General features: G+C 71.6%; 19 protein-coding genes and 1 pseudogene. 12 read left to right on the top strand and 8 right to left on the bottom strand.

Annotation, left to right across the window (positions count from 1 at the left end):
• The first annotated feature begins 39 nt into the window (after window positions 1-39).
• Window positions 40-1,122 (top strand): beta propeller repeat protein, encoded by a 1,083-nt coding sequence (locus tag ETU37_RS16465; protein WP_129988425.1) that lies wholly within the window; start codon window positions 40-42, stop codon window positions 1,120-1,122.
• Window positions 1,123-1,190: 68 nt separating this feature from the next.
• Here ETU37_RS16465 and ETU37_RS16460 read toward each other — a convergent pair whose 3' ends face one another.
• The 3 genes from ETU37_RS16460 to ETU37_RS16450 all read right to left on the bottom strand — a co-directional run bounded on the left by ETU37_RS16460 (window position 1,191) and on the right by ETU37_RS16450 (window position 5,154).
• A complete protein-coding gene (locus ETU37_RS16460; RefSeq protein ID WP_129988424.1) occupies window positions 1,191-1,409 on the bottom strand; it encodes a DUF6458 family protein in 219 nt (72 codons plus the stop codon).
• 352 nt (window positions 1,410-1,761) lie between these two features.
• Window positions 1,762-3,624 (bottom strand): acyl-CoA dehydrogenase, encoded by a 1,863-nt coding sequence (locus ETU37_RS16455; protein WP_129988423.1) that lies wholly within the window; start codon window positions 3,622-3,624, stop codon window positions 1,762-1,764.
• A gap of 327 nt (window positions 3,625-3,951) precedes the next feature.
• Window positions 3,952-5,154, bottom strand: a complete 1,203-nt coding sequence (locus ETU37_RS16450; RefSeq protein WP_165372564.1) for an NAD(P)/FAD-dependent oxidoreductase — start codon at window positions 5,152-5,154, stop codon at window positions 3,952-3,954.
• A 528-nt stretch (window positions 5,155-5,682) separates the two neighbouring features.
• Here ETU37_RS16450 and ETU37_RS16445 point away from each other — a divergent pair.
• Both ETU37_RS16445 and ETU37_RS16440 read left to right on the top strand, forming a co-directional pair.
• Complete coding sequence (locus ETU37_RS16445; protein WP_129988421.1) at window positions 5,683-7,008, top strand: ABC1 kinase family protein; 1,326 nt, start codon at window positions 5,683-5,685, stop codon at window positions 7,006-7,008.
• A gap of 313 nt (window positions 7,009-7,321) precedes the next feature.
• Window positions 7,322-8,926 (top strand): MFS transporter, encoded by a 1,605-nt coding sequence (locus ETU37_RS16440; protein WP_206053978.1) that lies wholly within the window; start codon window positions 7,322-7,324, stop codon window positions 8,924-8,926.
• Window positions 8,927-8,989: 63 nt separating this feature from the next.
• Here ETU37_RS16440 and ETU37_RS16435 read toward each other — a convergent pair whose 3' ends face one another.
• Window positions 8,990-9,994 carry a serine hydrolase domain-containing protein gene (locus tag ETU37_RS16435; RefSeq protein WP_129988420.1) on the bottom strand — a complete coding sequence of 335 codons (1,005 nt, stop codon included), beginning with the start codon at window positions 9,992-9,994 and terminating at the stop codon, window positions 8,990-8,992.
• 136 nt (window positions 9,995-10,130) lie between these two features.
• On the opposite strand from ETU37_RS16435, the pseudogene ETU37_RS23920 reads away from it, so the two are divergent.
• Window positions 10,131-11,105, top strand: a pseudogene (locus tag ETU37_RS23920) (PP2C family protein-serine/threonine phosphatase); the annotation flags it as partial.
• 2 nt (window positions 11,106-11,107) lie between these two features.
• Here ETU37_RS23920 and ETU37_RS16425 read toward each other — a convergent pair.
• Window positions 11,108-11,875, bottom strand: a complete 768-nt coding sequence (locus tag ETU37_RS16425) for a helix-turn-helix transcriptional regulator (RefSeq protein WP_129988418.1) — start codon at window positions 11,873-11,875, stop codon at window positions 11,108-11,110.
• Window positions 11,876-12,005: 130 nt separating this feature from the next.
• Here ETU37_RS16425 and ETU37_RS16420 point away from each other — a divergent pair, with 130 nt between their 5' ends.
• Both ETU37_RS16420 and folE read left to right on the top strand, forming a co-directional pair.
• Window positions 12,006-12,440: a hypothetical protein gene (locus tag ETU37_RS16420; protein WP_129988417.1), complete on the top strand. Its 435-nt coding sequence runs from the start codon at window positions 12,006-12,008 to the stop codon at window positions 12,438-12,440.
• Window positions 12,437-13,063, top strand: a complete 627-nt coding sequence (gene folE, locus ETU37_RS16415; RefSeq protein ID WP_129988416.1) for a GTP cyclohydrolase I FolE — start codon at window positions 12,437-12,439, stop codon at window positions 13,061-13,063. The genes ETU37_RS16420 and folE overlap by 4 nt, the downstream gene beginning before the upstream one ends.
• Before the next feature lie 13 nt (window positions 13,064-13,076).
• On the opposite strand, the gene ETU37_RS16410 is transcribed toward folE, so the two are convergent.
• Window positions 13,077-13,277, bottom strand: a complete 201-nt coding sequence (locus ETU37_RS16410; protein ID WP_129988415.1) for a hypothetical protein — start codon at window positions 13,275-13,277, stop codon at window positions 13,077-13,079.
• Between the two features lie 55 nt (window positions 13,278-13,332).
• Window positions 13,333-14,478 (bottom strand): hypothetical protein, encoded by a 1,146-nt coding sequence (locus ETU37_RS16405; RefSeq protein ID WP_129988414.1) that lies wholly within the window; start codon window positions 14,476-14,478, stop codon window positions 13,333-13,335.
• 178 nt (window positions 14,479-14,656) lie between these two features.
• Here ETU37_RS16405 and ETU37_RS16400 point away from each other — a divergent pair, with 178 nt between their 5' ends.
• The 4 genes from ETU37_RS16400 (at window position 14,657) to lon (ending at window position 19,534) form a co-directional block, all read left to right on the top strand.
• Window positions 14,657-15,547 carry a sulfite exporter TauE/SafE family protein gene (locus ETU37_RS16400; RefSeq protein WP_129988413.1) on the top strand — a complete coding sequence of 297 codons (891 nt, stop codon included), beginning with the start codon at window positions 14,657-14,659 and terminating at the stop codon, window positions 15,545-15,547.
• A gap of 240 nt (window positions 15,548-15,787) precedes the next feature.
• The gene (locus tag ETU37_RS16395; protein WP_129988412.1) at window positions 15,788-16,246 is read left to right on the top strand and encodes an RrF2 family transcriptional regulator; all 459 of its coding nucleotides are present in this window, start codon (window positions 15,788-15,790) and stop codon (window positions 16,244-16,246) included.
• Window positions 16,247-16,260: 14 nt separating this feature from the next.
• A complete protein-coding gene (locus ETU37_RS16390) occupies window positions 16,261-17,094 on the top strand; it encodes a type 1 periplasmic-binding domain-containing protein (protein ID WP_129988411.1) in 834 nt (277 codons plus the stop codon).
• 97 nt (window positions 17,095-17,191) lie between these two features.
• Window positions 17,192-19,534, top strand: a complete 2,343-nt coding sequence (lon, locus tag ETU37_RS16385; RefSeq protein WP_129988410.1) for an endopeptidase La — start codon at window positions 17,192-17,194, stop codon at window positions 19,532-19,534.
• A gap of 3 nt (window positions 19,535-19,537) precedes the next feature.
• On the opposite strand, the gene ETU37_RS16380 is transcribed toward lon, so the two are convergent.
• Complete coding sequence (locus ETU37_RS16380) at window positions 19,538-20,167, bottom strand: DUF2461 domain-containing protein (RefSeq protein ID WP_129988409.1); 630 nt, start codon at window positions 20,165-20,167, stop codon at window positions 19,538-19,540.
• A 51-nt stretch (window positions 20,168-20,218) separates the two neighbouring features.
• On the opposite strand from ETU37_RS16380, the gene ETU37_RS16375 reads away from it, so the two are divergent.
• Together ETU37_RS16375 and ETU37_RS16370 are read left to right on the top strand one after the other, a co-directional pair.
• Window positions 20,219-21,538 (top strand): GGDEF domain-containing protein, encoded by a 1,320-nt coding sequence (locus tag ETU37_RS16375; protein ID WP_129988408.1) that lies wholly within the window; start codon window positions 20,219-20,221, stop codon window positions 21,536-21,538.
• A gap of 121 nt (window positions 21,539-21,659) precedes the next feature.
• Complete coding sequence (locus ETU37_RS16370) at window positions 21,660-23,234, top strand: hypothetical protein (protein ID WP_129988407.1); 1,575 nt, start codon at window positions 21,660-21,662, stop codon at window positions 23,232-23,234.
• The last annotated feature ends 38 nt before the right edge of the window (window positions 23,235-23,272 follow it).

Genomic DNA, 23,272 nt, shown 5'->3' with positions numbered 1-23,272 from the left:
CTCTGGACAGGAGCCCCGGGCACCGGAAGGGTGCCGACCATGCGCACACTTCTCGGGGCCCTGGCGCTCAGCCTTGCCATCCCCCTCTCCCTCAGCTCGGTTGCGGCGACCGCGTCGCAGGCCGACACCTCCGACCCGACGACCTGGAAGTGGCAGAAGACCAGGGTCGACAAGGACCAGAGCTTCCGCGGGCTCGACGCCGTCAGCGCGACGACAGCCTGGATCGCGGGCGAGAACATCACGGACGACGGCGGACCGGGCGCGGTCTACCGCACCACCGACGGCGGCAAGACGTGGCAGGACGTCCGGCCCGACGTCGGGGCCGACCTGGCGTTCCGCGACGTCGAGGCGAGCAGCGCCCGCGTGGCGAGCGTGCTCGCGATCGGCGAGGGCAAGGCCTCACGCGTCTACCGCACGACCGACGGCGGCAAGACCTGGACCAAGACCTTCCAGAACAAGAGCAAGGACGCCTTCTACAACTGCATCGACTTCTACCCCGGCGGCCGCACCGGACTCGGTGTCAGCGACCCGGTCGACGGGAAGTTCCGGATCATCAGGACCACCGACAGCGGACGCAGCTGGAGCGTGCTGAAGGACAGCAAGATGCCGGCGGCGTTCGAGGGTGAGTTCAACTTCGCCGCCAGCGGTACCTGCCTGACGATCACCGGGCGTCAGGCCTACATGGCGTCCGGCGGTGCGGCGGCGCGCGTCTACCACTCGAGGAACAAGGGCGACACCTGGAGCGTCACGTCGCAGACGATCCCGGCGACCAACGCCGGCGGCGTGTTCTCGCTGTCCTTCAAGAACAAGCGCGTCGGCGTCGCGGTCGGCGGCGACTTCGAGCAGCCGGACAACGGCACCGAGGCGGCGTCGTACAAGCGGAAGGGCAGTGCCTGGAAGTCCGGCGGCGACCTCGGTGGCTACCGTTCGGGCTCCGACTGGGTCGACGGCGGCGGCCGCGCCTTCGTGGCGGTCGGGCCGACCGGCAGCGACGTCAGCACCGACGGCGGCAGGTCCTGGACGACGTGGAGCCGGACCGGGTACCACTCCGTGGTCTGCGTCCCCGGCGGCTGCTGGGCCTCGGGGTCCGAGGGCCGCACCGCGTGGGTGGCCACGCAGTAGCCGGCGACAAGCCGAAGGGCCGCCCCACCTCGGTAGTAGGGCGGCCCTTCGTCGTCAGTGGTGCGCGGTCAGCGCGGCGGCGGACCGTCGTAGCGACGCTCCTCGACGTGCTTGGTCTCCGACCGCTGCTTGTTCATCACCAGCGCGAGCACGACAGCCAGCGCGCCGACGAGGACGAGGATCCACCCGAGGCCCGTGTCGTCGATGAAGCCGATGTCGATCTGGACCACACCCATGACCAGGATCAGGCCGATGACGAGCAGGACGATGCCCAGTCCGATACCCATGATGTCTCCTTGCTGTTGGGGCGGCCGGCGCCGCCTCGATGCATGGTGGAGTGACCTCCCGTCGTGGTTGATACCCCGAACGGCGTCACGCCAATCCGTTCGTGGGCGCCGCGAGGTGTGACCCGCGTCGGAACGGGGTACTGACTGGTGCGCGCCCGGGACGACCCGGGCGTCTTTCGACCTCGGACCTGGGGAGGAGGAACAGGTGAGCACTCGCAACATCGCCATCGCGGCGCTGATCATCGCGGTTGTCCTGCTGCTGATCTTCCTGCTCTGACCCGTTCGCACCACAAGCACGAAGGGCCGCTCCTCAGGGGGAGCGGCCCTTCGCTGTACGTCGGTCAGGCGGGTGTCAGAACGCCGCCTCGTCGAGGTCCATCAGGGACAGGTCGGTGGACTCGGCGATGGCCCGCTCGGCCGCGACCTTCGGGAGCACGTTGCGCGCGAAGAACTGCGCCGCCGCGACCTTGCCCTCGTAGAAGCTCTTGTCGCTGCCGGACACCTCGCCGCCCAGCTTCTCCAGCGCGATCTCGGCCTGGCGCAGCAGCAGCCACGAGCAGACGATGTCGCCGAGCACCATCAGCAGGCGCGAGGTGTTGAGACCGACCTTGTAGATGTTGCGCAGGTCGCCACCCTCGGCGTTGGGGTCGGCCGACATCAGCTGGTTGATCAGCGTGCCGACGATCGCCTGGCCGTTCTCCAGCGCCTCGGCGAGGAGCTCGCGCTCCACCTTGAGCCGCCCGTTGCCGGCCTCGCTCTTGAGGAAGGCCTCGACCTCCCCGGCGACGTACCCGAGGGCCTGCGCCTGGTCCTTCACGATCTTGCGGAAGAACAGGTCCTGGCCCTGGATCGCCGTGGTGCCCTCGTAGAGGGTGTCGATCTTGGCGTCGCGGACGTACTGCTCGATCGGGTACTCCTGCAGGAAGCCGGAACCGCCGAAGGTCTGCAGCGACTCCGTGCCGAGCAGCACCCACGAGCGCTCGGAGCCGTAGCCCTTGACGATCGGGAGCAGCAGGTCGTTGACGCGCTCGGCGAGCTCGTCCTTCTCGCCCTTGTGCTCGGCGACCTGCACGCGGTCCTGCCACGACGCGGTGTAGAGCACCAGGGCCCGCATGGCCTCGGCGAACGACTTCTGCGTCATCAGCGAGCGGCGGACGTCGGGGTGGTGGGTGATCGTGACGCGCGGTGCGGTCTTGTCGGACGCGCGGGTCAGGTCGGGGCCCTGCTGGCGCTCCTTGGCGTAGTCGAGCGCGTTGAGGTAGCCGGTCGAGAGGGTCGCGATCGCCTTCGTGCCGACCATCATGCGGGCGTTCTCGATCACCTGGAACATCTGCGCGATGCCGTTGTGCACCTCGCCGAGCAGCCAGCCCTTGGCGGGCTCCTTCTCGCCGAAGGTGACCTCGCACGTGTTGGACACCTTGATGCCCATCTTGTGCTCGACGTTGGTGACGTAGACGCCGTTGCGCTCGCCGGTCAGGTCACCGGTCTCGTGGTCGAAGTGGAACTTCGGCACGACGAAGAGCGACAGGCCCTTGGTGCCGGGGCCGCCGACGCCCTCGACGCCCTGGGGACGGGCGAGGACGAGGTGGACGATGTTCTCGGCCATGTCGTGCTCACCGGAGGTGATGAACCGCTTCACGCCCTCGATGTGCCACGAGCCGTCGTCCTGCTGCACGGCCTTGGTGCGTCCGGCGCCGACGTCGGAGCCCGCGTCGGGCTCGGTCAGCACCATGGTCGCGCCCCAGCGGCGGTCGACCATGTGCTGGGCGATGCGCTTGTCGCGCTCGTTGCCGTTGCGGTTGACGATGGAGGCGAAGCTCGGGCCGCAGGCGTACATCCAGATCGGGGCGTTGGAGCCGAGCACCAGCTCGCCGATCGCCCAGTTGAGCGACGACGGGGCCGGCTGGCCGCCGAGCTCCTCGGGCAGGGACAGGCGCCAGTACTCCGCGTCCATCCACGCCTGGTAGCTCTTCTTGAACGACTCGGGGATCGGCGCCGTGCTGGTCTCGGGGTCGAAGACCGGCGGATTGCGGTCGCTGTCCTCGTACGACGCCGCGAGGTCCTGGCGGGCGAGCCGGTCGACCTCGGCGAGGATCGACTTCGCGGTGTCGACGTCGACCTCCTCGAAGGGGCCGGTGCCCAGCACCTGGTCGCGGCCGAGCACCTCGAAGAGGTTGAACTCGATGTCGCGGATGTTGCTCTTGTAGTGGCTCACTGCTCCACCTTCGAAATCTCGGGGAACGGGGGTCCCGGGGCGGGTCCGTGGGTGCGGCCGGCTGCCGTGCAGCCGGTTACTACTCGTCAGTAACACCAGTATGCTACCCGCGAGTAGGGATCTCAACCCTCGATTCCGAAAGCCGGCCGACGGGTGTTGTGGTGCACGTATGTGCGGGAAGCCGAGCACGGCAACGACCTGACACGCTGCGTGCGGGTGGCGACGGGCCGAGAGTGCTGCGGCCCCGGGCAGCCGGAGCCGGTCGGGGACGGTCTCTGGGCGTGATTGGTCCGTCCGGTCGTCACGCAGGCGGACGCCGCCCGGCGTTCAGGGAAGCTGGACGTAGCCGTTGCGCATCTTCCACAGGAAGTACTTCTCGAACCCGAGCTTCATCACGTGCGCCTGCGGGCCGGGGATGAGCACGCCGTGCTTGCGGGGCGGCAGCATCTTGTCGGCGAGGATGACCACGCCGTTGTTCCCGGCATCCATCACGCAGATGGCCTTGATGTCGCCGAACGCCTTCTCGTCGGTCGGCTCCTCGCCTCGGATCTGGGCGGCGATGTTCCGCGCGGCGACGTGGGCCATCACCTCGGTCGGGAAGCCGGTCTTCGGGATGCCGACCGGCGTCGGCGTCGTCCAGGGCACCTCCACCGCGGCAGCGGCGCCGACGGCGTAGACGTCGTCGTACTTCAGCGTCTGGTAGCTGTCGCGAACGGCGACCATGCCCTTGGCGTCGGTCAGCCCGTCCACGGCGGTGAGCCACTCCTGACCGAGGAACGGCGGCACGACCATGCCGTACCCGAACGGCACCTCCTCCCCGGTCTCCAGGACGAGGGCGTCCTGCGCGACGTGGTCGATGCCGACGTTGAGGCGCGAGTCGATGCCCTCCTTGCGAAGGAACATGCCGAGCAGCTGCTCACCGTGCGGCAGCCCGCCGATGCCGAAGTGGCCGAGGAACGGCTCCGCGGTGACGTAGGTGAGCTTGACCCGCTGGTGCAGGTCGTGTCGACGCAGCTGGAACGAGAGGTTGAACAGGAACTCGTACGCCGCTCCGAAGCAGCCGGCGCCCTGGGTGGCGGCGACCACGACGTCGCGCGGGTCCCGCAGGAACAGCTCCCAGGCGTGACCGGCCCGCTCGGCATCCTCGAGGGTGGTGATGGTGACCGCGTTCTCGGCGAACCCGGGGACGACGTCGCTGTCGTTGCGGTACCCGGTCGCGATGACCAGGTAGTCGTAGCGCAGTGTGCTGCCGTCCTGCAGTGTCACGGTCCGGGCCGTCGGGTCCAGGCCGGTAGCGGCGGCCTGGACGAAGTCAACGCCGTGGTGGCGCAGGGTCGGTTCGACATCGAAGGTGATGTCGCCGCGGTCACGCTTGCCGAACGGGAGCCAGATGAGGCTCGGCGTGAACAGGAAGTTCGCCCGCGGTGAGACGACGGTGACATCCACGTCGCCGTGCAGCTCGTGGCGCACCGACAGGGCGGCGGTGAGCCCCGCGAAGTTGGCTCCGAGAACGACGACATGCTTGCGCATCGAGTGCTCCTCTCCACGGCGACCACGGCGACCACGGCGACCACGGCGGCCGGGGTTGGTCCTGTCTCCAGGCTTGCCATGGCGTCCCGGCGTCGCCACAGGCGCGGGACCCGAGCAGGCAGGACCTTCGACCCAGTCGTCCCACGCGGACGCGTGTTGGTGGCGGACGCGCCGGCCGCCGCCCTTGCGGTGCTCGTGGAGCCCGCCCCGGTGCACGTACGATGGTCGACGGAGCGCCGGGAAGTCTGGTCGGCACATCAGTCGCCGACTCCGAAAGGCCCCCGATGTCGCCCGTCCCGACCCAGCCCCGCCGCCCGGCACCCACCCGGTGGACGCAGCCGACGTGCTGCACGAAGGCGCGCCAGCGTCCGCGCGTGCAGCCACAGCCCCGGGTCGCCCTCGTGCTGGGGTCAGTCACCGCCATGCCCGGCAACCGTCTGGCTTCCCAAGCCGGGACCGTGAACCACCCCCATCCGAATTGCGAACCCGGCCGCCCGGCGCGGTGCGGGTGTGACCGAGGAGGCCGGCATGCCTGACCTGCCCACCCGCGGTCTGGCTCGCGCGGCCCGGCTGGCCGCACTGCCCGCCGCCCACGTCGGCCGCCGGGCCGCGAGCTTGGGCCGCCGGCTCGGCGGACAGCCGGCCGAGCTCCTCACCCAACAGGTCCAGGCGCGGACCGCCGAGCAGCTGTTCACGGCGCTCGGCGACCTCAAGGGTGGCGCGATGAAGGTCGGGCAGTGGCTGTCCGCGATGGAGGCCGCACTGCCCGACCAGGTCGCCGGCCCCTACGGCGAGGCGCTGACCCGGCTCCAGGAGGCGGCGCCGGCGCTGCCGCCCGGCGTCATCCACCGAGTGCTGGCCGAGGATCTCGGCCCGCACTGGCGTCTCCAGCTCCTCTACTTCGACGACACCCCCGCCGCGGCGGCCAGCATCGGGCAGGTCCACCGTGCCTCCTGGTCCGGCGGGCAGCACTCGCGCGCGGTGGCGGTGAAGGTGCAGTACCCGCGCGCCGGCGACGCGCTGGCGGTCGACCTGCGCCAGCTGGACCGGCTCGCACCGCTGATCCGGGTCGCGGCGCCCGGGGTGCCTGCCCGTGACCTGTTCGCGCAGCTGCGTGCCAGCGTGATGGCCGAGACCGACTACGAGCAGGAGGCAACCGCACAGACGCAGTTCCACCGCGCCCTCGTCGACGACCCGGACTTCGTCGTCCCCGAGGTGGTCGCGGTCACCGGACGGGTGCTGGTCAGCGAGTGGGTCGACGGAACCCCCATTGCAGAGGTGGCGCGCACCGGCACCCAGCCCCAGCGCGACCGGGCCGGTGAGCTGCTGGTGCGGTTCCTGCTGTCCAGCCCCGCCCGAGTGGGACGCCTGCACGGCGACCCACACCCCGGCAACTTCCGGCTCACCGACGACGGGCGCCTGGTGGTGCTCGACTTCGGCTCCACGCTCGCGTTGCCGCACGGGTGGCCACCACGCCTGGGAGAGCTGCTCCGGGCCGCGGTCGACCGGGACGCCACCGCTCTTCTTGCGGTCATGGTCGACGGAGGGCTCGTCGCTCCCGGAACCGTCAGCGGTCAGCGGCTCGTGGAGACCCTCGACCCGCTGCTGGCGCCGCTGCGCGTGCCCCGGTTCGCGTTCTCCCGCGGCTGGCTGCGCTCACAGACCACGCGGTTCTCCGACCCCCGAGGCACCGCCGCCCGGGTGCAGCGGCACCTGCACGTCCCAGCCCACTACCTGCTGGTCCAGCGCGTCCTGGCCGGCACCACCGGTGTGCTGTGCACTCTGGGCGCACGCGTCCGAGTCGCCGACGAGGCCGTCACCTGGCTGCCTGGATTTCACGACGCCGCTGCGTGAGCGAGGCGTCACCCTGTGGCGCGGTCCGGGGAGTCGGGGACAGACCGGCGGTTGGGCCGCGCCCCATGCCTGGCCGAAGGGTCGCTGCAGGCGCCATCGGTGCGTTTCGTCGCAAAGTGCACCGACCAGCAGCGGTCACTTCACCCCGTGAGGGTGGTTCGGTCGTCTCGCAGCAGTGGCTACGGTTTCGCCGGAGTCACTACGAACGCCGCGGGGATCGGGCTTCGCACCGAGGAGGAATGACGGCGTGACTACCGGTGCGTCCCAGAAGCGACAGACCGTACCCAGGTCGAGGCAGAGCTGGTTGCCGCTGGTGGCGTTGGCCATCGCCCAGTTCGTCATGGTGCTGGACCAGTCGGCGATGAACGTGTCGATCAGCGCGCTGGTGGCCGACTTCGACACGACAGTGACCACGATCCAGGCGGTGATCACCTTCTACTGCCTCGTGATGGCGATGTTCATGCTCACCGGCGGCAAGGTCGGCGACATCATCGGCCGGCGGAAGGCGTTCGTCGTCGGGTTGATCATCTACGCCTGCGGTTCGGCCGTGACGGCGTTGGCGCCGACGGTGGCCGTCCTGACCCTCGGCTGGTCGGTCCTGGAGGGGGTCGGTGCCGCACTGGTTCTGCCGGCCATGGTGGCGTTGATCGCCGGGAACTTCGAGGGGGCCTCGCGAAAGGTCGCGTACGCCGTCATCGGCGGGGTCGCGGGAGCAGGAATCGCCGTGGGGCCGATCCTGGGCGGCTGGGCGACCACGGAGTACTCCTGGCGGATCATCTTCGCCGGCGAGGTGTTGCTGGTGGGGCTGATCCTGGTGATGACGCCGAAGGTCGCCGACGCCGGCCGGGACGGCCCGGCACCGAGGCTCGACATCGTCGGCACGTTCTTGTCCGCCGCCGGCCTGGGCCTGGTCGTCCTCGGGGTGCTTCAGTCAAGCACCTGGGGTTGGGTCAAACCCACCGAAGACTCCCCGGTGACACCGTTCGGCTTCTCGCTCACGGTGTTCGTCATCGGCTCCGGGGCTGCTCTGCTCTGGGCGTTCACGGCGTGGCAGGGGCACCGGGTCAGCAGCGACCACGATCCGCTGGTGCACCTTGCGCTGCTGACGATCGCCCCCCTGCGGTCCGGTCTGATCGGCTTGTTCAGTCAGAACCTGATCCTGATGGGCGTCTTCTTCACCATTCCGCTCTACCTGCAGCTCGTGATCGGCCTCGACGCCCTCGAGACGGGCCTCGCGATGCTCCCGGTATCGATCACCATGTTCCTCGCCTCCGCAGCCGGGTCACGACTCTCCGGCCGCTATTCCATCCGGTCCATCGTGCGCACCGGTCTGGCGACCACCACGATCGCGACCGTGATGCTTCTGGCCACGATCGACCCGGAGCTCGACAGCTCGAGCTTTGCCTGGTCGATGGCGGTACTTGGCGTCGGAATGGGATTGATCGCCTCCCAGCTCGGGAACGTCGTGCAGTCCTCCGTCGACGCCTCCGGCCGTGGCGAAGCCGGCGGACTGCAGTTCACGGGCCAGCAACTCGGCTCGTCGCTGGGGGTCGCTCTGATCGGGGCGATCGTGCTGTCCGGGCTCACGACGGCGTTCGTCTCCAACATCTCCTCCGACCAGCGGATCAGCGATACCGTCGCCGAGCAGGTAGGCGTCGCGGTCGGGTCCGGAGTCGACTTCGTGTCCGCAGACCAGGTCGCAACAGCCGCCCGTGAAGCCGGACTGGACGAGCCGACCACCGAGGCGCTCGTCGACGACTACGAGGCCGCACAGCTGCAGTCCCTCAAGGCCGGACTGCTCGCGGCGGCATTCCTGGCCCTGCTTTCGGCTGCCTTCACCAAAGATCTGCCGCACGAGGCACTCGAGTCCAGGAACAAGCAGAGGGCCAACGACGCCACGGTGGACAGCCCCACCTGAGCAAGTAGGACCGGCCGGTCTCCGACGTGCCCGAGCTCGTTTTAGCGGCGCGGCCCGCAGCGTTCAGGTGCCGAGCCGTTCGTCGAGCCACCTGACGAGCGGCCACACGCCGGCGGTCCGGTTCGAGATGACGCTGTAGGTGATCGACGACGAGGGCTGGTGCAGGCTGTCGAACGAGACGCCCGCGTCGGATCCCTCGAGCCAGACGCCGTCGCCCGTCGCGTCGAGGTGGAACCCGAGCCCGTACCGCTTGGACTCCTCCGGCCAGTCGCTGTGCGGTCGCACCATCTCGGCGACTCGCTCCGGCGCGACGATCCGGCCGGCGAAGAGCGCGTCCCAGAAGGCGATGAAGTCCGTGGCGGTCGAGTAGAGCCCGCCGTCCCCGGAGCCCAGCACCGGGAGGTGGAGCACGTTCGTCCTGAGGTCGTCGGCGGAGAGGTAGCCCAGCGCGGCGCGTCCCGGCAGCTCGTCGGAGCGGAGGAACGCCGTGTCGACCATGCCCGCGGGCTCGCAGACCAGCGTGCGCACGAGCTCGTGGAAGGCCACGCCGCTCGCCCGCTCGGCCAGCAGCGCCAGCACCACGTAGCCGCTGTTGTTGTAGGCGAACCGCTCCCCGGCCGGGGAGACGGTCGCGTGTCCGTCGAGGATGCGGACATACTGCTCGGTCGTCGTCAGCTCGTGCACCGGGATCGGCACGACGTAGGCGTTCCTGTCGTCCAGCTCGCCCTCGTCGAGGTAGTCGCCGATCCCGGACCGGTGTGCCAGCAGGTGCTCGACCGTCACGTCGTCGGCGATCAGGGGCAGGTCCGCGTCGAGCAACGAGCGGGCGGTCGTGTCGAGCCGGAGCGTCCCCCGCTCCACGAGGGCCATGACGGTCAGGGCCGTCAAGCCTTTCGTCCCGCTCGCGGTCGCGAAGAGGGTCTCGTGGGTGTTGGGGATGCCGTGCGCGCGGTCGGCCAGCCCGTAGGCCCGGAGGACCTCGTTCTCGCCCGCCCGGTCGACGCGGACGACGCCGGAGAACCCGGTGCGCGCCGCCGCTTCGTCCACTGCTTCCTCGAGTGGCTGCACCGCCCGAGCCTAGCCACGCGCTCCGGCGCGCGGGTGGTTCCGCGTTACGCGGACGAGGGCAGGCTCGTCGGCGTACGCTTCGCAGTGACTCGTCCAGACTGCGGGGCATCGCGGGGGAGGAGGGTCGACGGCACTGGTGGGAGAGACACGGTTGCAGCGAGAACGTCTGGCAGCCCTCGGTCTGCTGGCCGTCCTGGTCGCTGCCGAGCTGGCGACGCCGCTGCCGGTCACGCTGTCGCCGACGTTCGGGCTGGCGCCGCTGCTTGCGTGCGCGTTCCTGCCCGGGGGCGTGACCGCAGTCGTGGGCGTCGCCTCGGTGCTGGCCGTCCTCGCCACCAGCTGGTGGGACGGCGCCCTCGACGAGACGCAGACCTGGGTGCGCGTCGCCAACGTCGCGCTGGTCGCCGCGGCGGCCGTCGTCATCGCCACCGTCCGGGTGCGCCGCGAGCAACGACTGGCCCGGATCACGGCCATCGCCGAGGTGGCGCAACGCGCCATCCTGCCCACCCTGCCCACGGCGACCGAGCGGGTCGCCGTCGCGAGCCAGTACGTCTCCGCGGCCCGGGACGCGGTCGTGGGCGGCGACCTGTACGACTGCTCCCTGGTCGGCCACCGCGCCCGCTTCCTGGTCGGCGACGTCCGCGGCAAGGGCATCGCCGCCGTAGAGCAGGCCGCTCGCGTCATCCGCTCGTTCCGGCAGGCGGCCGCGCTCTACGCCGGTACCGACAGCATCGCGGACGACATGAACACCTACCTCACCCCGTTCTTCGACGACGAGGAGTTCGTCACCGCCCTGCTCGTCGACGTGACCGAACCGGACACCGTCGTCCTGACCAGCTGCGGCCACCCGCCGCCGATCCTCGTGCCCGAGGTCGGGCCGGCCCGGTACGTCGAGTCCCCGACCGGCCTGCCGCTCGGCCTGGGCGTCGGCGCCGGGGAGTACGTCACGGCGACGGTGCCGTGGTCGCCTGGTGACCGGCTCCTGATGTACACCGACGGCCTCGCGGAGGCCCGCGACGCGGAGGGGGAGTTCCTGCCGCTGCTCGAGGCGGCGACCGTCGTGCGTGGGGGGACGGCGGAGGAGGGACTCGAAGCCCTGCTGGCGCGGCTGCGTCAGCACGTCTCCGGCGGCCGGCCCCTCGACGACGACCTCGCGCTCGTGCTGCTGGAGAACTCGCCCGTCGCCGTCCGGGAGGTCTCCGGAGGCGAGCCGGCGAGCTTCACGCAGCAGTAGCCGGGCTCGGGGTCGAGCCGCGGCCGCAGCGTGGTGATCCGGAGCCCGTCGACGACCCCGGTCAGCAGGGAGAGGTTCATCCCGCAGACCAGCTCGGTGTGCTCCTTGGCGAGCCGGTCGAACGGGCAGTTGGCCAGGCAGACCTGTCCGGCGTCGAGCCGCGGCTCGTAGTCGAGGCCGGTCAGGACGTCGAGGACGAGCTCGAGATCGCCACTCGCGGTCCCGCGGTCGGCGGCCAGCTCGACGCCGGCCTCGCGAGCGACCTCGGCGACGGCATCGCGCACCGGGCGGCCGTCGCGCATCGAGCGCTCCACCGCCGCGGCGAGCAGGTCGCCGGCCAGGTCGTAGCGACGCCCCGGGAGCGCGATGCTCACCTGCCGGTCCGCGCGCCGGTACAGCTTCGACGGTCGACCCGCCCCCGGCCCCGTGCGGCCGGTCAGCCGGCGGTACTCGACCTCGAGCAGTCCCTCGTCGGCCAGGCGGTCGAGGTGGAACTTCGCGGAGTGCAACGCCATGTCCAGCGCGGCCGCGGCCTGTTCCCTGCTGACCGGCTCCGGTGACGCGGCGACGTACCGGTACAGCTGCCAGCGGGCCGGCTCGGCCAGCACGGCGACGCTCGCGACCTGCTCGCCCAGCTCGTCGGTCACATCGCCTCCCTGGTCCGTCCGGTCCGGCGTCCACTCTCGCGTCCACATTCTAAAGGACGAGCATCTTGACGAAACAGTGGAGGAGGTTCTAGCGTTCAAGAATCTACCTTTTAGAAGTGAGGAGCCCGCCATGGCACACACCGACATCCCGCAGTCCTCGTCCACCACCGCGGTCGGCGCGTCCCGCGGCGCCGACCAGGCCTTCCTCCTGCTGCGCACCGTCTTCACGGTGGCGCCCATCGCGTTCGGGCTGGACAAGTTCGCCGGCCTCCTCACCGACTGGGACCAGTACCTCGCGCCCTGGGTCAACGACCTCGTCCCCGGCACCGCCCACCAGGCGATGCTGGTCGTCGGCGTCGTCGAGGTGGTGGCCGGCATCCTGGTCGCCGTGCGACCCGACCTCGGCGGGTACGTCGTCGCCGCCTGGCTGCTCGGGATCATCGTCAACCTCGTGACGATGGGCGAGTACTACGACATCGCCCTGCGTGACTTCGGCCTGCTCGTCGCGGCGCTCGCCCTGGCCCGGCTCGCCGCGGCCCGCCGTACCGCGCCGGACGTCGCATGAGCTCGCGTCAGCCGGAGGCGCACGTGCTGCCCCTGCGGGCCCGGATGTCGGCCCCCCACGTCGACGTCGACCGCGAGACCGCCGAAGCCGCCGCCACGACCCTCCTCGCCGCGCTCGGCCTCCCGCTCGACTCGCCACACATGCGCGAGACGCCCCGCCGGATGGTCGCGGCGTACGCCGAGATGCTGACCGCACCGTCGTTCGACTTCACGACGTTCCCCAACTCCGAGGAGTACGACGAGCTGGTCGTCGTCGAGGACATCCCGGTCCGGTCGCTGTGCGAGCACCACATGCTCCCGTTCGTCGGGGTCGCGCACGTCGGCTACCTGCCGGCCGACCACGTCCTCGGGCTGTCCAAGCTCGCCCGCGTCGTCGACCTCTACAGCCATCGTGCCCAGACCCAGGAGCGGCTGACCAAGCAGGTCGCCGAGCACCTCCAGGAGCACCTCACGCCGCGCGGGGTCGGCGTCGTCATCGAGGCCGAGCACACGTGCATGACCCTGCGCGGGGTGCGGGCACCCGGGACGCGGACCGTCACCTCCGCACTGCTGGGCACCCTGCGCACCCACCCGTCGAGCCGCGCCGAGTTCCTCGACCTCGTCCGGGGGACGCGCCCGCGCTGACCGTCCCGCGACCCTAGGAGCCCGAGCCCTGCTCCTCGGCGCGCGGCACCTCGTGCGCGAGGTCGTAGGACAGGTCGCCCCCGTCCTCGAGCTCGGGGCCCACGTCGGGTGCGGCGGGTCGGCCGGCGTCGGGCGGGGGTGTCGGCCGCGCGGCGACGACCTCCTCGTGGACGAGGTCGTACCCGTAGTCGGACTCGCCGGCCTGCTCGCTCATGCGGCCAGCCTCAGCCCGACCGGCCCGGCTGGCAAGACCCGGCGACCGACCCGACCTACCGCGAGCGGCGCAGCCGCCGCCTCACCGCGCGCGCCACGCGCCGCGCGGTGGAGGTCGAGGCGCGTGCCTCGCGGGCGTCCCGGAACTCCTTGACCTCGGCCCGCAGCGCGGCGACCTCCTTGGTCAGGACGGCGACCGCGTCGACGGCGACGTCCCGCGAGGCCCGCGGGGTCACCCGGTGGTCGGCCGCGACGCCCCCGGTCGGGGGCTGAGGGTCGAGGTCGGCCAGGTCGCCGACCACGTCGTACCCCGCCTCCTCGATCCGCTTGCGCCAGCCGTCGGTGATCGCCTGCAGCTGCGGGAGTGCGGCGGTCGGCGTGGCGACCCGGTCGGAGTCGTCGGAGCGCAGCGCCTCGTTGACCAGGACCTGCTTGACGGTGCGCCGCAGGTGCGGGGGCGCGTCGCCCTGGCGGAGCCGGCGGTTCACCCGGCGGAGCACGTCGACGGCGTTGACGCCGAGGGAGGTGTTCGCTCCGACCGCGGGGAAGGTCACCGAACCCGGCTCGATGTCGGCCACCGAGCAGAACCGCTTCCAGAGCAGGTCGCGCGGCGCTCCCGGCGGCGGGCAGGTGACGACGTGCACGTGGTCGGGCGGGAGTGACCCGCCCCAGCGGTCGAGGATCTCGGCGATGTCCTGGTGCCGCCAGAACTTCTGCGCGTGGGTGTGCGAGCGGGCGGGGTCGAGCACCCGCCGGAGGAACGAGTCGAAGCGCAGCCCGCGACCGTGCTTGACGCCCTCCTGCCACTCGGCGGGCAGCTGGCGGGCCAGGTCGCGCGCGGTGACGACGACGTGCACGTCGGCGCCGTCGAGGTGGGCGAGCGCCGGTCCGACGTCCTTCGCGGCGACGTTGCTGAACAGCTCGTGGCTGAAGACCGTGGTGCCGCCGCGGCGCAGCGCCTCGCGGCACAGCTCGGCCCAGGTGCCGTCGATGCGCTTCTGCGGCACCCCCCACCCCGGATGGTTGCCGGTGAGCTCGAGGGCGGCGTGGAACATGCCACGGTGCTGCTGCGCCGGGTGCCAGACGCCCTGCTCCGCGAGCCGGTCGGCGTTCTCGCGCAGCGTGGCCTGGAGGAACGACGTACCGCTCTTGGGGACTCCCACGTGCACGACGACGCGTGCCCGCCCCGGCTCGCTGCTCATGTGCCGAGGATAGAAGGAGCGTGCCGCGCGGCCGGGAACCGGTGTGACACGCCCAACACGACTGACTTGGTTGACTTTTGCGCCGGCGGGTCATTAACGTACTGAACTGCTAGAGATACAAAATTGCTAGACAAACGCGGTTCACTGTCCGAATCCGCCTTGAAAGGGTGCAACCTTCATGCGCAGTCTCATCGTTCTCGGCCTGGTGGGCTTCTTTGCCCAGCTCGTCGACGGGTCCCTCGGCATGGCGTACGGCGTCACCTCCTCGACGCTCCTGCTCGCCACCGGCATCGCGCCGGCCGCAGCGTCGGCCGCCGTCCACTTCTCCGAGATCGGCACCACGCTGGTCTCCGGCATCAGCCACCACAAGCTCGGCAACGTCGACTGGCGCACCGTCAGCATCATCGCGGTGCCCGGCGGCATCGGCGCCTTCGCCGGCGCCACCTTCCTGGCCAGCATCGACGGCGACGCCGCCAAGCCCTGGGTCGCGGGTCTGCTGCTCGCGCTGGGTCTGTACGTCCTCTACCGCTTCCTGCGCCTCGGCGGCCGTCGGCCGTCGTTCTCGGGCAAGGTCTCCGGTCCGTTCCTCGTCCCGCTCGGCCTCGTCGCCGGCCTGATGGACGCCATCGGCGGCGGTGGCTGGGGCCCCGTCGGCACCCCGACCCTGCTGGCCTCCGGCCGGATGGAGCCGCGCAAGGTCATCGGCTCGATCGACACCTCCGAGTTCGTCGTCGCCGTCGGTGGCTCGCTGGGCTTCCTGTTCGCGCTCGGCAGCCAGGGCATCCGCTGGGACATCGCGGCCGCGCTGCTCGTCGGTGGTGCCATCGCCGCGCCGTTCGCCGCCTGGCTGGTCCGGCACATCGCGCCCCGCGTGCTCGGTGTCGCCGCCGGCGGCCTGATCATCCTGACCAACGCCAAGACCATCCTCGAGGCGCTCGGCGCCACCGGCGGCATGGTCGCCGTCGCCGCCGCCGCCATCTTCGTCGCCTGGGTCGTCCTGATCGCCTGGGCCGTCAAGCAGGAGCGGGTCGCCAAGACCACGCCGGAGCAGGAGGTCGTGCACGTCTGAGACGTGCCCACGAGTGCGGGGCCCGGTGGTGCGCACCCTCCACCGGGCCCCGTATCCCCCGACCGGCCAGAGCCGGCGGAACGCAGGGGGAGAAACGGGTGCCACAGCGAGAGCGGACGGACAGGGGTCCGCTCCCACGCTCACCCCGTCCGGGTCACCGGACGGGGTGAGTGGCGTCTCCGGCGCCCCGGGCGCGGAGCCTGTCGCACATTTTGTGTACTTGTCTGACAAACTTTGCCCATGCGCGTCTCCGCCAAGTCCGACTACGCCCTCCGCGCGCTCATCGAGCTCGCGAGTCGGGGCGAGGGTTCCCCGGTCAGCGCCGAGGAGCTCGGCCGGCTCCAGGACATCCCGCACGGCTTCCTGCAGGCGATCCTCGCCGACCTGCGCCGTGCCGGCGTGGTCATGAGCCAGCGCGGACAGTCCGGCGGCTGGCGGATGGCCCGCGACCCCAGCACCGTCAGCGTCGCCGACGTGATCCGCGCGGTCGACGGCCCCCTGGTCAGCGTCTACGGCCTGCGGCCCGAGGCGGTCACCTACAACGAGTCCGCCGACGTCCTCCAGCACGTGTGGATCGCCGCGCGCAGCAGCCTGCGCGACGTGTTCGAGCACGTGTCGATCCGTGCCCTGGCGGACGGCAAGCTGCCCAAGGCCGTCACGTCCCGGACCCAGTCCGAGGACGCCTGGCTGCCGCACTGACCACGAGGAGACGGGTGCTCGGCGAGCTGCTCAAGGCGGTCCTGGCGGCGGTCACGGCTGCCGCGACCGCGGTGTCGGCCACGCCCATGCCCGAGCCCGACGCCGCCCGGCTCGGCCCGGGACCGGTCGTCGGCGCGGACATCTCCTGGCCGAACTGCCCCAAGGGCCTCGGCATCCCCTCCCGCGAGACCCTGGGCAAGCCGCTGCCGCGCGGCACCGCCCGCTTCGTGGTCATCGGCCTCACCAACGGACCGGCGTTCCACCCCAACCCGTGCCTCGCCTCGCACGTCGAGTACGCCCGCGAGCGCCAGATGTGGGCCTCGGCGTACGCCGTCGCGACGTACCCGACGGACAAGCAGCTGCGCCTGTACGGCGACGCCGGGCCGCGCTCCGACCGGACCCTGCGCGGTCGGCTGTACAACTCCGGCTACGCCCAGGCGAAGCTCAACGTCGCGGAGATGCAGGCCGTCGGGCTGGACTCCCCGGCCGTCTGGGTCGACGTCGAGCCGGTCAGCCCGCCGGCGCCCTGGACGGCCCGGCCCCGGCTGAACAAGCCGGTGGTCGACGGCGTCCTGCGGGCCTACCGCGACGCGGGCCTGAGGGTCGGCTTCTACTCCGTCGCGACGTTGTGGCGGCAGATCATGGGCGGCACCCGCTACGGCCTGCCCGAGTGGCGCAGCGCCGGCCCGACCAACCAGCGCCGTGCGCTCGGGATGTGCCGCACCGGGCGGTTCCAGGGCGGTCGGGCCGTCATCGGCCAGTGGTGGGACGACGACCGCGACCACAACGTGCTGTGTCCGGGCACGCCCGCCGAGGACGTCCTGGACCACTGGTTCGTGAAGTTCTGACCGTTGGTTCCGCCCAGGGCGAACAGGACGGTTCGGGCGGAACACCGGCGCGGTCGCAAGAGTTGAGCCTTCACCTGTCAAGAACAGAGGTGAAGGCATGGACCAGACCCCGCAGCGCCTCCCGGTGCTGTTCCTCTCCGACGGCGTGCTGCTGCCCGGCATGGTCGTCCCCATCGAGCTGGACGAGGCCGCGCAGGCCGCGGTCGACGCCGCCCGCAGCGAGGGCGGCGACCAGCTGCTCGTCGCGCCGCGGCTCGAGGACCGCTACGCGTCGTACGGCGTGACCGCCACGATCGAGAAGGTCGGCCGCTTCCGGGGCGGATCGGCCGCGGCCGTGCTGCGGGCCGGCGGACGTGCGCGCATCGGGTCCGGCGTGACCGGCCCGGGCGCGGCGCTCTGGGTCGAGGCGACCCCGGTCGACGACGAGGGCGTGACGGCGCGGGCCGACGAGCTCGCGGCCGAGTACAAGAAGCTCGTCGTCGCCGTCCTGCAGCGCCGTGAGGCGTGGCAGATCGTCGACTCGTTCACCGCGCTGACCGATCCGGCCGTCATCGCGGACACCGCCGGCTACGCGCCGTACCTCTCCACGGACCGCAAGCGCGAGCTGCTGGAGACGCCGTCGGTGGAGCACCGGCTCGAGCTGCTCGTCGAGTGGACGCAGGAGTACCTCGCCGAGCTCGAGGTGAGCGAGAAGATCAGCGAGGACGTCCGCGAGAGCGTCGAGAAGAACCAGCGCGAGTTCCTGCTCCGGCAGCAGCTCGCCGCGATCCGCAAGGAGCTCGGCGAGGGTGAGCCGGAGGGCACCGACGACTACCGGACCCGGGTCGAGGCCGCCGACGTGCCCGACGAGGTGCGCGCCGCGCTGCTGCGCGAGGTCGACCGGCTCGAGCGCGCCAGCGACCAGAGCCCCGAGTCGTCCTACATCCGCACCTGGCTCGACACCGTGCTCGACCTGCCGTGGAGCACGCGCACGCAGGACGCCACCGACGTCACCGCGGCCCGGGCCGTCCTCGACGCCGACCACCACGGGCTCGACGACGTGAAGGACCGGATCGTCGAGCACCTCGCCGTGCGCGCCCGGCGCGCCGAGCGTGGCCTGGAGGTCGTCGGCGGCCGCGGCTCCGGCGCGGTCGTGCTGCTCGCCGGCCCGCCCGGGGTCGGCAAGACGTCGCTCGGCGAGTCGGTCGCGCGGGCGCTCGGCCGGAAGTTCGTCCGGGTCGCCCTCGGCGGCGTCCGGGACGAGGCGGAGATCCGCGGCCACCGGCGCACGTACGTCGGGGCCCTGCCGGGCCGGATCGTGCGCGCGATCAAGGAGGCCGGCTCGATGAACCCGGTGGTGCTGCTCGACGAGGTCGACAAGGTCGGCTCCGACTACCGCGGCGACCCGGCCGCGGCGCTGCTCGAGGTGCTCGACCCGGCGCAGAACCACACGTTCCGCGACCACTACCTCGAGCTCGACCTCGACCTGAGCGACGTGCTGTTCATCGCGACCGCCAACGTGCTGGAGACCATCCCGCCGGCGCTGCTGGACCGGATGGAGCTCGTCACGATCGACGGGTACACCGAGGACGACAAGGTCGCGATCGCCCGCGACTTCCTCGTGCCGCGGCAGCGCGAGCGCGCGGCCCTGGGCGAGGACGAGGTGTCTGTGACGGAGGAGGCCTTGAGGCGCCTGGCAACGGACCACACGCGCGAGGCCGGCGTCCGCCAGCTCGAGCGGCTGATCGCCAAGGCGTTCCGCAAGGTCGCGACGAGGCTCGCCTCGGGTGAGGAGGCCCCGGTGGTCGTCGACGAGCCACGCCTGAAGGACCTGGTCGGCCGCGCGCGGTTCACACCGGAGGCGCACGAGCGCACCTCGGTGCCGGGTGTCGCGACCGGGTTGGCGGTGACCGGCATGGGCGGAGACGTCCTCTACATCGAGGCGTCGTCGCTGCCGGGTGACACAACCCGGCTCGACCTCACCGGCCAGCTCGGCGACGTGATGAAGGAGTCGGCGCAGATCGCGCTCACCTACGTGCGGTCGCACGCCGCCGAGCTCGGTCTGGACGAGGCCGCCCTGGCGTCGTTGACCGGTCCGCTGCACCTGCACGTGCCGGCGGGCGCCGTACCGAAGGACGGGCCGTCGGCCGGCGTCACGATGACGACCGCGCTGGTGTCGCTCGCGACCGGGCGCAACGTCCGCGGCGAGGTCGGCATGACCGGCGAGGTCTCGCTGACCGGGCGAGTGCTGCCGATCGGCGGGGTGAAGCAGAAGCTGCTCGCCGCGCAGCGGGCCGGCCTGACCGAGGTGTACCTGCCGGCGCGCAACGAGCCCGACCTGGACGACGTCCCGGCCGAGGTGCTGGAGGCGCTGACGGTGCACCTGGTCGCCGACGTCCGGCAGATCGTCGCGACTGCGCTCGAGCCCGCCGAGGCGCCGACGGTGACGACCGCGGCCTGACGCTCAGGAGAGGCGGGCGGCCACCCAGTCCACGAACGGGCGGGCCGCCCGCCAGTCCTTGCGCACCTTGTCGAGCAGCTCGGGTGTGTGGATCACCGGCTCGAAGCCGTAGTCGCGGCCGACGGTCAGCGACTTGTGCCGCAGCAGCTCGATCCGCGGGTGCTCGGCGTCGTACCCGCGCGGCGAGGTCTTGAGCGTCTCGCCGCCGACCTCCCAGCCGGCCCGGGTGAGCTTCTTCAGGATCTTCTCCAGCTCGGGGCCGGTGCGGTCGTCGGCGACGCCGTCGCGGAACGCCGCCAGCCGGGTCGAGTCCGCGTCGTAGAAGCCGGCCCCGACGCGGACGCCGGGGGCGGAGACCTGCACGTACCAGCCGGTCGCGGGGGCGATCGCGACGTACGCACCCTGGTGGGTCTTGTACGGCGTCTTGTCCTTGGCGAACCGCACGTCCCGGTAGGGCCGGAAGATCTTGGCCGGCCCGAACTCCTCCTCCAGCGCCGACACGAGCGCGGTCATCGGCGTCTTGACCGCGGCGTCGTAGGTCTCCTTGTGCGCGGCCCAGAACGACTTGGTGTTGTCCATCTCCAGGTCGTCGTAGAAGTCGAGGGCGGCGACCGGGAAGCCCGTGAACGTCATGGACACGACGCTATCCCGGCCCTGCAGCGCCCCCTGTGGGAGCATCCCAGCGTGAGCGCCAACGGGGACTCGGGCACCGCCGGCGCGGACACCGCCGAGCGGTCCGCGTTCTCGGCGACGCCGCTGCGGGTCCAGGTGCTCATCGTGGCCGCGATCGCCGTCGCCCTCGTGGTCCCCTTCGCGCTGGCCGACGCCGGCCGCACCGGTACGGCGCACCAGCCGATCCTGACCGCACTGCTGCTCGTCCTGCTGTCGGCGCTCAACGTCGAGCTCGGCCGCATCGCCGAGGGCGGCCTGGTCGACAGCCAGCGTCCGCACAAGGCGCTCTCGGCGTGGGCGTTCACGTCGGCGCTGCTGCTGCCCACGCCGTACCTCGTGCCGGTCGTGGCGATCTCCTACGCCCACGCGCGCTGGCGCGGCCTTCGCGTCCCGCTGTGGAAGTGGGTCGGGTCGGCGGCGTACCTCGTCATCGCCGGGTTCGTCGCCGGAGTGTTCGCCGCCTTCGTGATGGGCGACGAGACCAACTTCGTGCACGGGAACGGGTTCAGCGGGACCGTCGCGGTGGTCCTGGCCGCGGTGGCGTTCCTCGCCGTCGAGACCGGGCTGTTCCACCTGTCGGCGTACCTCAACCACGCGGGCGACGAGGAGTGGCTGCGGCGCACGCTGCGCAGCCGGTCCTTCTACACCACCGAGGCGTCGGTGCTGCTGCTCGGCGGTCTGTTCGCGGCGATCTGGACCGGCGGGCCGTGGTTCGTGCTGCTGGTGATCCCGGTCTACGGTCTCGCGCAGCGTGCGGCGCTGCACGACTCGCTGCGCGAGCAGGCGGAGGTCGACGACAAGACCGGCCTGCTGCGCTTCGAGTCGTGGCGCCGGCTCGCCGTCCTCGGCCGCGAGCGCTGCATCGCGCGGCGGCAGCCGTGGAGCATCGCGTTCGTCGACCTCGACTACTTCAAGCGCTACAACGACGCCTGGGGCCACCTCGTCGGCGACGAGGCGCTGGTCGTCGTCGCCGACACCCTGCGCAGCCAGGTGCGGGCGGACGACTTGATCGCGCGGTTCGGCGGCGAGGAGTTCTGCGTGTTCCTCCCGGCGACGCCGTACGACGAGGCGTCAGCGGTCGCCGAGCGGCTGCGGCGCGCGATCGCCGAGGCGGTGATGCCGACCTCGGGCGAGCGGGTGACGGTGAGCGTGGGTGTCGCCGGCGTCACGCAGCACGAGCTCGGCGTCGAGCTCGCGGAGACGATGACGCAGGCGGACCAGGCGCTGTTCGAGGCCAAGGCGCTCGGACGCGACCGGGTGTCTGCGCGGTCGTACGTGGCCCCGCCGGACGCGCCGGACCGCGTCGAGGCGGTGTGGGTGTCGGCCACGTAGAGTTTCGGTGCCGCGTGTGACGAAGGGCCCGGCTCGGGCGTCACACAGGTAGGGGTCACGATGACCACCGGGTCCGTCCCGCAGGGTGGACCCGCCAGACTCGACTCGGGGGAGTATCTCCATGCGAACAAGACGCCTTCTGGGCGCATCCCTCTCGCTCGTCGTCGCCGCCGGCGTCGCGGGACAGGTGCCGACCACCGCCGCCGCCGACCGCGACAACGCACCGTCGCGCTGGGACGGCGCCCGGACCGTCAAGGCCGCGGAGCGCGCGGCGGACGACGTGCAGGTCGCCGCCGACGGCGGCACCTGGGCACTGGCGGCACGCCAGGTGGGCGGCGCGACCGGGGCCGACACCTGGCGGCTGCGCGAGCACACCGACAACGGCCGCTGGGGCAAACCGCGTGCGCTCCCGGCGACCGTCGACCAGCTCTCCTTCGACAGCATCCCCGCGGGCGGCTACACGCTCGGTGCCTACGTCGCCAACGGCCGGCTGTGGGGTTTCCTGCACTACCCGGACAACCCCGGCGCCGAGACGGAGGGCACGCTGCACGCCGACCCGGTCGACCTCGGTCCCGCCGTCGAGGGTGCGCCGGCGCCGCAGGTCGAGGCCGATGCCTACGAGGGCTACGGCCTCATCGCCTACGCCGGGACCGTCCACCAGCGCTTCCCTGGCAGCACGTCGAACGACAACCCGTCGCTCCCGTCCTGGTCCTCGCGGCCCGCCTTCGGCCCCGCAGGCACGCAGTACGTCCCGTACGACGGTGTGCTCGGCTTCTGGACCGACGCAAGTGGTGACCTCATGGTGTCCGACGACGGCCTGCCGCCCGAGCGGGTCGGCAACGCCCGCTACGTCGACTTCGTGTCGACGGACCGCGGTCGCCGTCTGGTCTCCCAGGGCACCGACGGTTCGGTGACCCTGCACGACTACGGGGTCGTGGACGAGACGACCGGTCGGCGCGGTTTCACCAACCCCCGCACCCTCACCGGACCTTCGGCGAAGCGACCGGCGCCCACGGTTCTCGTCGACGCATTCGGCACCCTGACCGTCGGCTGGCGCGAGGCCCGGGCCAACGACGGGCTCGTGCTGTGGCAGGAGGACCGGCCGGGGTCGGGCTACCTGGAGAAGCCCGTGCTTGTGCCGGGCACGCGCGGCCGTGCGACCGACGTGGTTGCGTCGTACCTCGGCAACCTCACGGTGTCGATCCAGCGCAAGGGCGAGCCCGGCGTCGTCCGGGTCAAGCACCTCCCGGCCGGGACGAAGTCGTGGTCGGACGGCGTCCGGCTCGTCTCGCCGCGACGTCCGGCGGCCGTCGGTGGGTCGGCGCTCAGCACCGGTGATCGCGACGGCGACCTCCTCCTCGCGGTCAACGACGCGCGCGGTACCTACCGCTTCGACTTCACGGCGCCGGACGCCTACACGCGCATGGTGAAGCCGGCGCGCACCGTCCGGACGGGTACGACGTACCGCGTCGGTTGGGAGACCGCCTGGGCGTTCGCCCCCGACTGGCAGGTGCGGGAGCGTCGCGACCGTGGACGGACGTACGGCGACTGGAAGCGCATCGAGGTCGCGGACGGCGTCCAGTCGACCAAGGTCACGAAGAAGCCCGGGTCGACCTGGTGCTTCTCGGCCCGTGGCCGCGCGGGCGGGAGCTTCACGGCCTGGTCGGCGCAGCGCTGCGTGACCGTGCGCCGCTGACTCTGGACAAGACGAAGGGGCGCCGTCGCAGGTCTGCG

It is taken from the genome of Nocardioides iriomotensis, assembly GCF_004168035.1.
GTDB lineage: Bacteria > Actinomycetota > Actinomycetes > Propionibacteriales > Nocardioidaceae > Nocardioides_B > Nocardioides_B iriomotensis.
The sequence above is the reverse complement of the archived record's forward strand: the minus strand, read 5'-3'. Positions and strand labels throughout refer to the sequence as shown.

What these genes read in the sequence shown, in the direction of transcription:
- ETU37_RS16400 (WP_129988413.1), top strand. Translation starts at nt 14,657, where the DNA reads ATGCGCAGTCTCATCGTTCTCGGCCTGGTGGGCTTCTTTGCCCAGCTC.
- ETU37_RS16370 (WP_129988407.1), top strand. Translation starts at nt 21,660, where the DNA reads ATGCGAACAAGACGCCTTCTGGGCGCATCCCTCTCGCTCGTCGTCGCC.
- ETU37_RS16450 (WP_165372564.1), bottom strand. Translation starts at nt 5,154, where the DNA reads ATGCGCAAGCATGTCGTCGTTCTCGGAGCCAACTTCGCGGGGCTCACC.
- ETU37_RS16410 (WP_129988415.1), bottom strand. Translation starts at nt 13,277, where the DNA reads ATGAGCGAGCAGGCCGGCGAGTCCGACTACGGGTACGACCTCGTCCAC.
- ETU37_RS16395 (WP_129988412.1), top strand. Translation starts at nt 15,788, where the DNA reads ATGCGCGTCTCCGCCAAGTCCGACTACGCCCTCCGCGCGCTCATCGAG.
- lon (WP_129988410.1), top strand. Translation starts at nt 17,192, where the DNA reads ATGGACCAGACCCCGCAGCGCCTCCCGGTGCTGTTCCTCTCCGACGGC.
- ETU37_RS16460 (WP_129988424.1), bottom strand. Translation starts at nt 1,409, where the DNA reads ATGGGTATCGGACTGGGCATCGTCCTGCTCGTCATCGGCCTGATCCTG.
- ETU37_RS16405 (WP_129988414.1), bottom strand. Translation starts at nt 14,478, where the DNA reads ATGAGCAGCGAGCCGGGGCGGGCACGCGTCGTCGTGCACGTGGGAGTC.
- ETU37_RS16445 (WP_129988421.1), top strand. Translation starts at nt 5,683, where the DNA reads ATGCCTGACCTGCCCACCCGCGGTCTGGCTCGCGCGGCCCGGCTGGCC.
- ETU37_RS16380 (WP_129988409.1), bottom strand. Translation starts at nt 20,167, where the DNA reads ATGACGTTCACGGGCTTCCCGGTCGCCGCCCTCGACTTCTACGACGAC.
- ETU37_RS16420 (WP_129988417.1), top strand. Translation starts at nt 12,006, where the DNA reads ATGGCACACACCGACATCCCGCAGTCCTCGTCCACCACCGCGGTCGGC.
- ETU37_RS16465 (WP_129988425.1), top strand. Translation starts at nt 40, where the DNA reads ATGCGCACACTTCTCGGGGCCCTGGCGCTCAGCCTTGCCATCCCCCTC.
- folE (WP_129988416.1), top strand. Translation starts at nt 12,437, where the DNA reads ATGAGCTCGCGTCAGCCGGAGGCGCACGTGCTGCCCCTGCGGGCCCGG.